Annotated in this window: 11 protein-coding genes; 6 read left to right on the plus strand and 5 right to left on the minus strand. The window is 68.7% G+C overall.

Translation table 11 applies throughout. From position 1 onward, the window contains the following. Positions 1-86 precede the first annotated feature (86 nt). From purQ to kynA, 5 genes are all read right to left on the minus strand, one after another. A complete protein-coding gene (gene purQ / locus E3T49_RS05180; RefSeq protein WP_134423903.1) occupies positions 87-785 on the minus strand; it encodes a phosphoribosylformylglycinamidine synthase subunit PurQ in 699 nt (232 codons plus the stop codon). Then, positions 785-1054, minus strand: a complete 270-nt coding sequence (purS, locus tag E3T49_RS05185) for a phosphoribosylformylglycinamidine synthase subunit PurS (protein WP_134423904.1) — start codon at positions 1052-1054, stop codon at positions 785-787. The genes purQ and purS overlap by 1 nt, the downstream gene beginning before the upstream one ends. A gap of 39 nt (positions 1055-1093) precedes the next feature. Beyond that, the gene (locus tag E3T49_RS05190; protein ID WP_134423905.1) at positions 1094-2530 is read right to left on the minus strand and encodes a kynureninase; all 1437 of its coding nucleotides are present in this window, start codon (positions 2528-2530) and stop codon (positions 1094-1096) included. Between the two features lie 100 nt (positions 2531-2630). Next, positions 2631-3635: an amidohydrolase family protein gene (locus E3T49_RS05195; RefSeq protein ID WP_134423906.1), complete on the minus strand. Its 1005-nt coding sequence runs from the start codon at positions 3633-3635 to the stop codon at positions 2631-2633. Positions 3636-3642: 7 nt separating this feature from the next. Beyond that, complete coding sequence (kynA, locus tag E3T49_RS05200; RefSeq protein ID WP_134423907.1) at positions 3643-4497, minus strand: tryptophan 2,3-dioxygenase; 855 nt, start codon at positions 4495-4497, stop codon at positions 3643-3645. Positions 4498-4631: 134 nt separating this feature from the next. Between kynA and E3T49_RS05205 the strand changes: the two genes are divergently transcribed. From E3T49_RS05205 to E3T49_RS05230, 6 genes are all read left to right on the plus strand, one after another. Continuing rightward, positions 4632-5405, plus strand: coding sequence for a TetR/AcrR family transcriptional regulator (locus tag E3T49_RS05205; protein WP_134423908.1), 774 nt, complete (start codon positions 4632-4634; stop codon positions 5403-5405). After that, positions 5406-6503, plus strand: coding sequence for a LacI family DNA-binding transcriptional regulator (locus E3T49_RS05210; RefSeq protein WP_134423909.1), 1098 nt, complete (start codon positions 5406-5408; stop codon positions 6501-6503). It abuts the gene before it with no gap. A gap of 143 nt (positions 6504-6646) precedes the next feature. After that, the gene (locus tag E3T49_RS05215; protein ID WP_134423910.1) at positions 6647-8299 is read left to right on the plus strand and encodes an ABC transporter substrate-binding protein; all 1653 of its coding nucleotides are present in this window, start codon (positions 6647-6649) and stop codon (positions 8297-8299) included. 110 nt (positions 8300-8409) lie between these two features. Beyond that, positions 8410-9390 carry an ABC transporter permease gene (locus tag E3T49_RS05220; RefSeq protein WP_134423911.1) on the plus strand — a complete coding sequence of 327 codons (981 nt, stop codon included), beginning with the start codon at positions 8410-8412 and terminating at the stop codon, positions 9388-9390. Further along, positions 9387-10331, plus strand: coding sequence for an ABC transporter permease (locus E3T49_RS05225; protein ID WP_241972659.1), 945 nt, complete (start codon positions 9387-9389; stop codon positions 10329-10331). The genes E3T49_RS05220 and E3T49_RS05225 overlap by 4 nt, the downstream gene beginning before the upstream one ends. Beyond that, complete coding sequence (locus E3T49_RS05230; RefSeq protein ID WP_134423912.1) at positions 10328-12127, plus strand: ABC transporter ATP-binding protein; 1800 nt, start codon at positions 10328-10330, stop codon at positions 12125-12127. The genes E3T49_RS05225 and E3T49_RS05230 overlap by 4 nt, the downstream gene beginning before the upstream one ends. Positions 12128-12171 lie beyond the last annotated feature (44 nt).

A 12171-nucleotide genomic window follows, 5' to 3' on the forward strand; every position in this document is an offset into this window, starting at 1 on the left:
CGACACTCGGCGCAAACAGCGACTCTCGGCGGGCGAGGCGGGCTTCGGCGCAGCACGAACACGAAACCCGCGGCGAGCGGATGCTGCTACGCGCTGACGAGCATCCGTTCGATCACCGAGGTGAAGAAGGTGATCCCGTCGGTGCCGCTGCGCATGGCGTCGGTGGTGTCGGGGCCGAAACCGGGCTCGACCGCATGCTCGGGGTGCGGCATCAGGCCGACGACGTTGCCACGCATGTTGCTGATGCCGGCGATGTCGTTCAGCGAACCGTTCGGGTTCATGCCGACGTAGCGCACGACCACGCGGCCCTCGCCCTCGAGGCGCTCGAGGGTGTCGGCGGAGGCGATGAAGCCGCCCTCGCCGTTCTTCAGCGGGATGGTGATCTCCTGGCCGGCCGCGAAACCGCCGGTCCAGTCGGTGAGGGCGTTCTCGACGCGCAACCCCTGGTCGCGGCAGATGAACAGGCCGTGGTCGTTGCGGATCAGGCCGCCCTCGAGCAGGTGCGCCTCGGCGAGCATCTGGAAGCCGTTGCAGATACCGAGCACGGGCATGCCGCTGTTGGCGGCGTCGATGACCTCGGCCATGATCGGCGAGAGGCTCGCGATGGCGCCGCAGCGCAGGTAATCCCCGTAGCTGAAACCACCGGGCAGAACGAGCGCGTCCACTCCGTGCAGGTCGTGCTCGCCGTGCCAGAGGGCGACGGGCTCGGCGCCGGCCAGGCGGATCGCGCGCGCGGCGTCGCGATCGTCGAGCGAACCGGGGAACGTGACGACGCCGATGCGCATCAGTGCGTCTCTCCGGCGGGTGCCTCCAGCACGTGGATGCCGACGACATCCTCGATCACCGAGTTGGACAGCACGGTGTCGGCGAGTTCCTGCACCTCGGCCAGCACGGCGTCATCGACGTGGCCGTCGACGGTGAGCTCGAACCGCTTGCCCAGGCGCACGCTGGTGAAACGGGTCTTGCCGAGGCGACCCAGGGCGCCGGCGACGGCCTTTCCCTGCGGGTCGAGCAGCTCGGCCTTGGGCATAACTTCTACGACGATTGTTGGCATAGCTCACTCCGGAGACGTCGGCGGGTGGATTCCACGATTCTACAGGCCGCCTCCCGGGCCGCCGAGCGCACCGGCCAGACCCGTGCCGGCACCGCCGAGCGCCGCGCCATTCCCGCCCGCGAGCCCGCTCTGCCCGAGCAGCACGCCACGCAGCACGTCCCGGATCGCCGCGACCCCCTCGAAGGTCTCGACGAAGCTCGTGCTCAGCGGGGACAGGCCGATGCGCAGGGCGTCGGGGCCGCGAAAATCGGGGATCACATCGTGCTCCCACAGGATCTGCGTCACCTGCCGCATGGCTGGGTGGTTCACGGTCAGGTGCCCGCCGCGGTGCGTGGGCTCCCGCGGCGACGACACGGTCACGCCCATCGGCGCGAGCCAGGCGTCCACCAGGGTCAGCGCGAACTCGGTCAGCGCCACCGACTTGGCCCGCACCTGGTCGATGCCGGCCTCCTCGATCATCGCGATCGAATCCTGCATGGCCAGCATCCCCACGATCGGCGGGGTGCCGCTCATGAAACGACGGATGCCGTCGGCCGGCACATACCCCGGGCCCATCATGAAGACATCCTTCGTTCCCATCCAGCCCTGAATCGGCTGGGTGAGAACGTCCTGCAGGTCGCTGCGTACATAGGCGAACGCGGGGGCGCCGGGGCCGCCGTTCAGGTACTTGTAGGAGCAGCCGACGGCCAGGTCGACGTCGCACAGGTCGAGTTCGACCACCACGGAGCCGACCGAGTGGCTGAGGTCCCAGAGCACGAGGCCGCCCGCGGCGTGCACCACCGCGGTGATCTCGCGCATGTCGGCGAGGAAGCCGGAGCGGTAGGCCACGTGGCTGAGCAGCACGAGCGCGGTCTGCGGGCCCACCGCCTGCCGCACCTGTTCCACCGTGACGCCGTTCGCGGGGTCGGAGTGGATCCAGCGCAGCGTCATGCCGCGCTCGGCCGCGATGCCCTCGAGCAGGTAGCGGTCGGTGGGGAAGTTGTCGGTGTCGAGCACGATCTCGGTGCGCATCGGTTCCGTGTCGACGCGGAGATAATCGACGGCCGCGCGGGCCAGTTTGTAGAGCAGCACGGTGGTCGAGTCGCCCACGAAGACCTGGCCGGGCCCGGCGCCGAGGGCGGCGCGGCCGATGTCGTCGCCGATCTTCAGCGGCAGGTCCAGCCAGGCCTCGTCCCAGCCGCGGATCAGGCGGGTGCCCCAGTCGTGGGTGAGGAACTCGGTGATGCGGGCCACGCTGGCCCGGAGGGGCCGGCCGAGGGAGTTGCCGTCGAGGTAGGCGACGGGATTCGGGGTGTGCCCGGTCGAGCCGCCGGTCGCGCCGCCGGTCGCGCCGCCGGTCGCGCTGTCCGGCTCGATGCCGACGAACTGCCGGCGGTAGTGCCCGAGCCCGTCGATGCGGTCCATCCGGCGGGCGAAGGCCAGGTGGGCATCCTGACTGCCGTTGCCGGCGGAGCTGATGTCGGTGCTGGGGGTCATCTGGATTCCTCGAGGTCGAACGGATGATGGGCAGCGCTCTCGCAGCGATGCGCGCTTCCCGGGGGCTCGCCGACACCGTGCCGCGCTGGAAGTATCCCACTCACGCGGGTGGCTGCGCGACTGCGGCCGGGCTGATCGCGCGGGCGGTGCCGAGCCAGGCGCTGAACGCGGCCGGGTCGGCCGGACGCTCGCCGCGCAGCACGGTGACCAGTCGCCCTGCGGCGTGTGCGGGGTCACAGCCCGCGTTCCCCGCGGGCCCGCGCAGCACCGTGCGTAAGCCGCCGAGGTGCTCCATGGTCAGGCTGCGCAGCACGTCGTCGCCCGTCAGTCCGGCGGCCAGCAGCGCGTCGATCTCCCGCACGTTCAGCCCGACTGCAAGCGGACCGTTGCCGAGGTCCGTGCCGTAGAGCACCTGCCCGCCGGCACGGTGGAAGCGGCGCAGGTTATCGACGGCGCGGTCGAAATCGTCGGTCGGTTCGCCCCAGCCGTGGATGTCGAGGGTGCTGATCCACGCCATCCGCCCGGCCATGGCCGCGATCAGTTCGTCGGTCAGCCGCTCGGTGAACGGCGTGTGCGCCAGGGCGTCCACCCCGCCCTCGAAGGCGCGCCGGGACTGGCCGGCCCCCTCGGCGTGGGCGACAACGGGGGCCCCTCGGGCATGGGCGTGCCCGACGATTGCCGCGAGCACCTCGCCCGGCAGCACCGGGCCGGCGTCGCTGTTCAGCGTCACCTTGATCACGGATGCCCCGAGCCCCAGCTGGTCATCGACCGCGGCCGCGGCATCCGTTGCCCGGGCCACGAAGCGCACGCTTCCCTCCGGCGCCCAGGACCGCTCGCTCGGGTAGCCGCCCGGCGCGGCGAGGAATTGCCTCGCGAACACGGCCTCCGGCAGTCCCGCTCCCGCATCGCCCACATCTGCAACCGCCGAACTCGGCGACTCTCGCGACTCCGGCGCCTCCGGCGTCCACCCGCCGAGGTCGAGCACGCGGGCGATCCCGCGGGCGGTGAGCGGCGCCGGGTCGATCAGCGCGAAGTGCACATGCGCGTCGAGGAAGCCCGGCAGCACGGTCAGGCCGTCCGCGCCATCCGCCCTGCCCCCGCTCATCCGCGCCTCAGGTCCCGAGTTCGGTGCGCACGGCGAACAGTTCGGGGAAGAAGGTCAGCTCGAGCGCCTTCTGCAGGAAGGCGGCGCCGCTCGACCCGCCCGTGCCGGTCTTCATGCCGATGATGCGCTGCACGGTCTTGAGGTGCCGGAACCGCCAGAGCTGGAAGTTGTCCTCCAGATCGACGAGTTCCTCGCAGGCCTCGTAGGCACCCCAGTGCTCGCCCGCGTTCTCATAGATGCCGCGGAAGGTGGCCACGAGTTCCGGATGCAGCACCCACGCCTCGGTCACGTCCCGCTCCAGCACGGATGCCGGAATCGAGAACCCCTGCCGGTGCAGGTACCGCAGGAACTCGTCGTAGATGCTGGGGGCCGCGAGCATCTCGGAGAGGAGCGCAAGGGCATCCGGGTCGCTCTCGAACACGCTCAGCATGCGCCGGTTCTTGTTGCCGAGTGCGAATTCGACGGCCCGGTACTGGTACGACTGGAATCCGGACGAGTTTCCCAGGAAGTGCCGGAACTCGGCGTACTCGCTGGGCGTGAGCGTGGCCAGAACCGACCACTGCTCGGTCAGGGTGCGCTGGATGTGCTTGACCCGGGCGATGCATTTGAGGGCCGGGGCGATCTGGTCCTGGCGCAGGAACGCGGTCGCGGCGCGCAGCTCGTGCAGCACGAGCTTGAGCCAGAGCTCGGTGGTCTGGTGCTGGATGATGAACAGAAGCTCGTCGTGGTGCTCGGGTGAGCTGACCGGCTTCTGCGCACCGAGCAGGGTGTCCAGATCGAGGTAGGAGCCGTAGCTCATCCGTTCGCGAAAATCGGTGACGATCTCGGGATCGAACTCTCGGGTGTTGTGCTCGACCGACATGGTGCTCCGTTTCATTCGGGTGCTGACTGCATTCTGCGACACGGCCCCGGCCCGGCGCAACCGGCCGTCACCCGCCTGGGGGTCGTGGAGGTCAGCCTCCGCGATGCCAAGGTTCGGGACCTAGAATCGACTCCATGACTTCGCCCGAATCGACCCCGCAGGACGGGGCGCAGCCCCGGCGGCGTGACGCCCGGCAGAACCGTGAGCGTCTCCTCGTCGAGGCGCGGGCCCTGATCGCGGTGCATGGTGTGGATGCCTCGCTCGAGGAGATCGCCCGCCGCGCCGACGTGGGCGTGGCCACGCTGTACCGCAACTTCGCCACCCGGGACGACCTCGTTCGGGCCCTGCACGACATCGCCCTCGCCGAGCTGTCCACCGTGCGCGACGAGATCGCTGCGGCCCCCACCGCGTGGGACGGCATCGTCGTCTACACCGAGCGCGTCGCCGAGTGGCTGGTTGCCGACCCGTCGCTGCCGCCCATCCTCAAGCGCATGGAGACCATCGATCCGGCTCGCGGCAAGGTGGCCTCGTTCAAGACGATGCTGTCGGGGCTCGTGATGCAGGCGAAGCGCGACGGCGATCTCCGAGCGGATGTCGACACGGTCGATCTGGCCGTGCTGGTCACCATGGTGGGTTCCCTCGGTACCCTCGGCGGCGGATACACCGGCCAGTGGCGGCGTCAGCTGTCGATCGTGCTCGACGGGCTGCGCACTGTCGACCGGGACCGACCCAAGCTGCCGGGACGTCCGCTGGGCGCCAAGGAATTCCAGGCGGCGGTGCACGGCCTGAGCCGTCGAGCCACCCGGGCCGCCTCCCGTGGCACCGGAGCCGGCAACGGCACCGGCGGCACCGGCGGCACCGCCGGCACCGGGGGCCGGGCCGGTTCGCCGCCCGAGCCTGGGGTCTGAGTGAAGGCCGCGACCGTTTACGACGTCGCCGCGCACGCGGGGGTGTCGATTGCAACGGTTTCCCGGGTGTTGCGTCGTCCCGACGATGTACGCGCATCCACGAGAGCCCGCGTGCTGTCGTCCGTGCGGGAGCTGGGCTACGTGCCCAGCGCCAGCGCCCGCAGCCTGGCCGCGCGGCGCACGGGGGTGCTCGGCCTGTTCTTCCCGAGCATCGACGATGAGGACGATCGCGCGGAAGCGGTCTTCGAGCAGGACACGCTGGCGCGGATCGTCGTGGACATCCCCGACACCGGCGAGGTGCGACCGCCGAACCTCTACTTCGACGAGGTGCTGCGGGGGAGCGAGCGGGAGGCCTGGCGCCACGGTTTCGCCCTGATGGTCGGGGTGGGTCGCGGCTCGGACCCCGCCACCATGGTCAACGACATCGCCGGCCGGGTCGACGGCATGGCCGTGCTGGCGCGCAGTGTGCCCGACGACCTGCTCGACCATGTCTCCCGGCGCATCCCGGTGGTGCTGATCGCCGGCCCGCGGCGCGGTGACGACTTCGACCACGTCAGCGTGAGCAACACGGAGGGCATGCGCGCCCTGACCGAGCATCTGCTCGACCGGCACCGGGTGACCGCGCCCGTTTATGTCGCGGGTCCGTCGGACTCGCCCGACGACGCGGAGCGCTACCTGGGCTTCCGGCAGGCGCTCGCGGCGGCGGGGATCGACCCGGACGCGCTGCCGGTGCTGCGCGGCAACTTCTCCCGGGTGGACGCGCGCGCCATCGCCGCGGAGCTTGTGACGGCCGGGGATCTGCCGCGGGCCCTGGTCTGTGGCAATGACCAGATGGCCCTGGGCATTCTCGACGTGCTCGGCCCGGCGGGAGTCCGAGTACCGGACGACGTGATCGTGACCGGATTCGACGGGATCGAGGCAGGGCGCCTCTCGAGCCCGCGCCTGACCACCGTGCATCAGCCGATGGCCGACCTGGGGCGCGCGGCGATGCGGGCCATGCTCAGTCGCCTCGAGCACCCGGACCAGCCGCCCATCACCGCCCGCCTGCCCGTGAAGGTGCTGCTGCGGGAGAGCTCCGAGGGGGCGCCCGGGGCCTGAGACCCCCGTGTTGAGCTTTCCTCTTGCATATTGGGAATGTAAGCGCATACAGTAGACGTATCGCCTCACGCATTCCCGTTCGGTAGCGATACCGCCCGCGACTGCCGAACAGGTCAACGACGACACGAAGGATTTCAAGAGCAATGAAGCAATTGAGAGGGCACCTCATCCGAACGGCCTTTGCCGTGGTGGGCGTGACCGCACTGCTGGCCACCAGCGCGTGCAGCATGGATGTCAAGAATCAAGCGAGCGGCCCGAGCGACGGGTCCCTGCTCGTGGCGGCCGACAACGGCTCGCCCACGTTCGAGAAGAACTTCAACCCGTTCTCCACGAGCAAGCGCGTCGCCACGACGTACATGTACGAACCGCTGCAGGTCACCAACACCCTCGACGGCAAAGCGACCCCGTTCCTCGCCACCGGCAACACCCTGCCGGACGCGAAGACGGTCGTGTACGACATTCGCACCGACGTGAAATGGTCCGACGGAACGGCGTTCACGCCGGCGGATGTCGCGTATACCTTCAACCTCGTCAAGGAGATCCCCGCGCTCGACACCTGGGGCGTCTGGCAGCACATCGAGAGCCTCGAGGTCGTCGGCGACACCGTCGTGTTCCGCCTCCTGACCGAGGACGTTCCCGCTGCCGCCATCATCGACCAGCAGCTGATCGTTCCGGAGCACATCTGGAAAGACGTGAAGGACCCGGTCACCTTCAAGAACGAGGAGCCCGTCACCACCGGCCCGTTCGTGCTGGACACCTTCACCGCCAACCAGTACACGCTCACGAAGAACGCGGACTACTGGCAGGCCGACAAGGTCGAGGTGGAGAAGCTCGTGCTTCCGGCCGCGAACAGCCAGCTCGACGTCGTGAAGAACGGCTACGACTGGGCTTACGCCTTCATCACGGATGTCGAAGGCACCTGGGTCAACGCCGACAAGCAGCACAACAAGTACTGGTTCCCCCCGGGCGGCACCATCACCCTGTCCCCGAACCTCACCAAGGCGCCGTACAACGACGTGAACTTCCGCCAGGGCCTGAGCCTCGCTCTCGACCGCGAGAAGATCGCCACGGACGCCGAACAGGGCTACGTGGACGCCGCCGGCCAGAACGGTCTGCTGCTTCCGAACCAGGAGGCCTGGCTGAACGCCGACCTGCCCGACGGTGGTGCCGTGGCCCAGGACGAGGCCGCCGCGCTGGCCGCCTTCGAGAAGGCCGGCTACACCCAGCAGGGCGACAAGATGGTGGACGCTGCGGGAACGCAGCTGAGCATCACCATCCTCACGGCCAACGGCTACACCGACTGGCTGCAGGGACTGCAGACCGTGCAGTCCCAGCTCGGCGAGCTCGGTATCGACGTCAAGCTCAGCCAGCCGCAGCCGGCCGCGTACACGGAGGCGCTCAGCAAGGGTGACTTCGACATCGCGATGAACAGCTTCGGCGGCACCGGCAGTGTCTTCCAGGACATGAACACCCTGCTGAACAGCGAATTCGCCACCCCGATCGGCACCGGCACCACCGGCAACTACGGTCGCTTCAGTGACCCGAAGGTGGATGCCCTGCTGGCCGAGCTCAAGTCCTCGACCGACGAAGCCGACCAGATGGCGATCTCGGCCCAGCTGCAGACCGTGCTCTACGAGCAGCTGCCCGTGATCAGCATGTTCTACGGCGGCCTCTGGGGTCTCTCCAGCGACAAGAACTTCACCAACTGGCCCAGCGAGGACAACGCCTACGCTCCGCCGAACACGTGGAACTCGACCCCGCTTCTGATCCTCACGAATCTGAAGAAGGCGAACTAACCAGCGCCCCGTGAGCGCGGGTGGGTGCCCTTGGGGGGACTCGCCCGCGCTCACCCTCCCCGGTGCATTCCTCCCTCGGGATGCCGACTCAGATTCGAAAGGAACGACCCGTGCGCTACACGCTGAGTAAGATCGGCCTGCTGCTGCTGACCCTGTGGGCGGCCGTCACGCTGAACTTTCTCCTCCCGCGGCTCATGCCCGGCTCCCCAGCGGATGCCGCCATCGCCAAACTCGCCCAGAACGGCCCGGTCAGCCCGTCGACCCGCGCCGCGATCGAAGCCCAGCTGGGTGTGCCCACCGGCAGCGCCTGGAACCAGTACGTCGAGTACCTGAACAACGTCGTGCACTTCGACTTCGGCGTCTCGTACACCTTCTTCCCGCAGAGCGTGGCCAGCCTCGTCGGCACCGCATTGCCGTGGACGCTCGTACTGGTCGGCTTCGTCACCATCGTCGCCTTCATCTTCGGCACCCTGCTGGGAGTGCTCGCCGCGTGGAAGCGCGGCAGCTGGCTCGACACCCTGCCCACCGTCGGCGGCACCTTCGCCAGCGCGTTCCCCTATTTCTGGACCGCCCTTCTGCTGCTCTTCTTCCTCGGCTACGTAGCCGGCTGGTTCCCCACCTCCGGCGCCTACAGCAGCTCGGCGACGCCTGAGCTCTCGGTCCCCTTCCTGCTCGATGCGCTCTACCACTCGATCCTGCCGGCCACCACGATCCTGATCACCTCTCTCGGCGGCTGGATCCTGGGCATGCGCAGCACCATGATCAACACGCTCGGCGATGACTACGTCACATTCGCCGAGGCGAACGGCCTGCACCCGCGCACCGTCGCCATCCGTTACGCCGCCCGCAACGCCATCCTGCCGAACCTCACCTCATTCGGGCTCGCGCTCGGCGGGGTCGTCGGCGGGTCACTGCTCGTCGAGCGGGTATTCAGCTACCCGGGGGTCGGCTACCTGCTCTACACGGCAGTGGTCAACCAGGACTTCCCCCTCATGCAGGCCCTGTTCCTGATCATCACGATCAGTGTGCTGCTGGCCAACTTCATTGTCGACATCCTGTACGGCATTCTCGACCCGAGGACGAGACGATGACCCCCACGAGAACGATTGTTCCGCCCACCTCGGTCGTGAAGACGATGTCACCGGGCACCCACGACGGTGGCGGGGCCAACCCGCTGCTGGTGGTCTGGCGGGCCTTCGCCACCATCTGGAGCGTGCCCAAGGCGCGGATCGGGCTGGCCCTGCTCGGCTTCTTCGTGATCCTCGCCGTCTTCGCCCCGCTGCTGGCGCCCTACGCTGCGACCGACAACACCTTCGGGCGCAGTGAGGACATGAGCCCGGCGCACTGGCTCGGCACCACCGCGGCCGGGCAGGACGTGCTCTCGCAGATCATCTACGGCGCCCGCGTCTCGGTGTTCGTCGGCTTCGTCGCCGGCCTGCTGTCCACCATCATCGCGGTGTTGATCGGCCTGAGCTGGGGCTACCTGCGAGGCCCGGCCGGTGAAGTGATCAACTTCATCGTCAACCTGTTCCTCGTGATCCCCGCCCTGCCCCTGATGATCGTGATCGCCGCCTACCTCCAAAACGGCGGCATCGGCATGATCGTGCTGGTCGTGGTGATCACCGGCTGGGCCTGGGGAGCCCGGGTGCTGCGCTCGCAGACCCAGTCCCTGCGCTCGCGCGACTTCGTCACGGCCGCGATCTTCAGCGGCGAGAGCCCGTCCCGGATCGTGTTCCGGGAGATCCTGCCCAATATGACCTCACTGATCGTCGGCAGCTTCTTCGGTGCCTCGACCGCTGCGATCCTCGCGGAGGCCGGACTCGAGTTCCTCGGCCTGGGTGACTCGACCACGGTCAGCTGGGGCACCATGCTCTTCTGGGCGCAGAACAGCAACGCCCTCCTGACCGGCCAGTGGGTGCTGCTCTTCGCCCCCGGCCTCTGCATCTCTCTGCTGGCCACCTCCATGAGCCTGATCAACTTCGGCGTCGACGGGCTGAGCAATCCGCGCCTCCGAGAAGGAGCAAAACGATGAGTCTCGTCAGCGTGCAGGGCATGTCCGTGGTCTACGAGCCCAAGGGAGCGCTCCCGGTCCCCGCCGTGCGGAACGTCTCCTTCGACCTCGAGCAGGGTGACTTCGTCGGTCTGGTGGGCGAGTCCGGGTCTGGCAAGTCGACCCTGGGCTTCGCCCTGACCGGGCTCTCCAAGCCTCCGGCCCGGGTCAGTGCCGGCAGCATCTTCTTCGACGGCGTCGACATCGCCGGCATGACGCCCAGCCAGTTGCGCGTGCAGCGGCACGGCGGCTTCGCCATGGTGCTGCAGTCGGGGATGAACGCGCTCAACCCGGTGCGCAGCATCCGCGATCACTTCTTCGATATCTTCGCCGCGCACGGGCACGTCTCCAAGCGAGATCGGGAGGCCCGCGCGGTCGAACTGGTCGGCAAGGTGGAACTGCCCGCGAGCGTGCTCGACCGGTTCTCCGGCGAGCTCAGCGGAGGGATGCGCCAGCGCGTCTCGATCGCGCTGGCCCTCTCCCTGGAACCGCGCCTGATGGTCTTCGACGAGCCGACCACGGCCCTCGACGTGCTCGTGCAGCACGCAGTGATGGACACCATCCGGGAACTGCAGAGGTCGGAGAAGTTCACGGCTGTGCTGATCAGCCACGACCTCGGCATGGTGCTCGAGGTCACCGAGCGGGTCATGGTCATGCACGACGGACTGATCGTGGAAGACGCCCTCGCCGCGGAGATCCTGGCCGCGCCGCAGCATCCGTACACCCGCATGCTGCTCAGTCACTACGGCGACCCGCGTGCTGCCGTCGTCGAGGTGCCCGGGCTGGCTGCCCGCGGCGGCCGGCGAGCCGCGGTGGTCGAGCCCGTCGAAACCCCCTCGGTGGTTGAGCCTGTCGAAACCCCCGCGGTGGTTGAGCCTGTCGAAACCCCCGCGGTGGTTGAGCCTGTCGAAACCCCTGTCGAAACCCCTGTCGAAACCCACCCGCCGGCCGTGCGCAAGCGCGAGGGTCGCGCCGCCCGCGAAGCGATCGTGGTCACCAACGTCTCGAAGATCTACCAGCGGCCCAGCCGCGGGGAGCAGCCCGTCTGCGCGGTCAACAACGTGTCGTTCACCCTCGAACCCGGGGCGTCGATGGCGCTGGTGGGGGCGAGCGGCAGCGGAAAGAGCACGATCGCCAAGCTGATCACGGGCGTGGAACGTCCGACCAGCGGCAGCATCACCTTCGGCGACCTGCAGATCGACACGATCAAGCGGCGGCAGTTGAAGCGGCTGCACACCGAGGTGCAGATGGTGTTCCAGGACCCGTACGCGGCGCTCAACCCGCTGCACACGGTCGAGTACATCCTGACCCGGCCGATTCTGAACTTCTCGAAGCTGCGCGGACGCGCCGCCCGGCACCGCATGCTCGAGCTGCTCGAGACCGTGGGGCTGACGCCGGTGGAGCAGTTCGCCGCCCGGCTGCCGCACCAGCTCTCCGGCGGACAGCGCCAGCGAGTGGTGATCGCCCGGGCCCTGGCCAGCGACCCGCAGGTGATCATCGCGGACGAGCCGGTCTCGATGCTCGACGTCTCGCTGCGGGCCGGGGTCCTCGCCCTGCTCGACAGCCTGCGGGAGACCTGGGGTGTGAGCATGCTCTACATCACCCACGATCTGCTCAGCGCCCGCCTGGTGACCGACCAGATCATGGTGCTCAACAGCGGCGCCGTCGTCGAGGAGGGCGCCACGGCCGACGTGCTGCAGAACCCGCAGGACGAATACACGATCCGGCTTCTCGAAGCCATCCCGCATCCGACCGTGGGCGGGCTGGTCGACTCGTGAGCGTCGCCGACGTGGCCGGCCTGGCCGCCGGCTGACGCCTCGTT

This window comes from Cryobacterium cryoconiti (assembly GCF_004403065.1).
Lineage (GTDB): Bacteria > Actinomycetota > Actinomycetes > Actinomycetales > Microbacteriaceae > Cryobacterium > Cryobacterium cryoconiti.

Bases quoted from the DNA above. Each gene is read 5' to 3' on its own strand.
- E3T49_RS05190 (WP_134423905.1), bottom strand. From the start codon at position 2,530: ATGACCCCCAGCACCGACATCAGCTCCGCCGGCAACGGCAGTCAGGAT.
- purQ (WP_134423903.1), bottom strand. From the start codon at position 785: ATGCGCATCGGCGTCGTCACGTTCCCCGGTTCGCTCGACGATCGCGAC.
- E3T49_RS05230 (WP_134423912.1), top strand. From the start codon at position 10,328: ATGAGTCTCGTCAGCGTGCAGGGCATGTCCGTGGTCTACGAGCCCAAG.
- purS (WP_134423904.1), bottom strand. From the start codon at position 1,054: ATGCCAACAATCGTCGTAGAAGTTATGCCCAAGGCCGAGCTGCTCGAC.
- E3T49_RS05215 (WP_134423910.1), top strand. From the start codon at position 6,647: ATGAAGCAATTGAGAGGGCACCTCATCCGAACGGCCTTTGCCGTGGTG.
- E3T49_RS05225 (WP_241972659.1), top strand. From the start codon at position 9,387: ATGACCCCCACGAGAACGATTGTTCCGCCCACCTCGGTCGTGAAGACG.
- E3T49_RS05195 (WP_134423906.1), bottom strand. From the start codon at position 3,635: ATGAGCGGGGGCAGGGCGGATGGCGCGGACGGCCTGACCGTGCTGCCG.
- kynA (WP_134423907.1), bottom strand. From the start codon at position 4,497: ATGTCGGTCGAGCACAACACCCGAGAGTTCGATCCCGAGATCGTCACC.
- E3T49_RS05205 (WP_134423908.1), top strand. From the start codon at position 4,632: ATGACTTCGCCCGAATCGACCCCGCAGGACGGGGCGCAGCCCCGGCGG.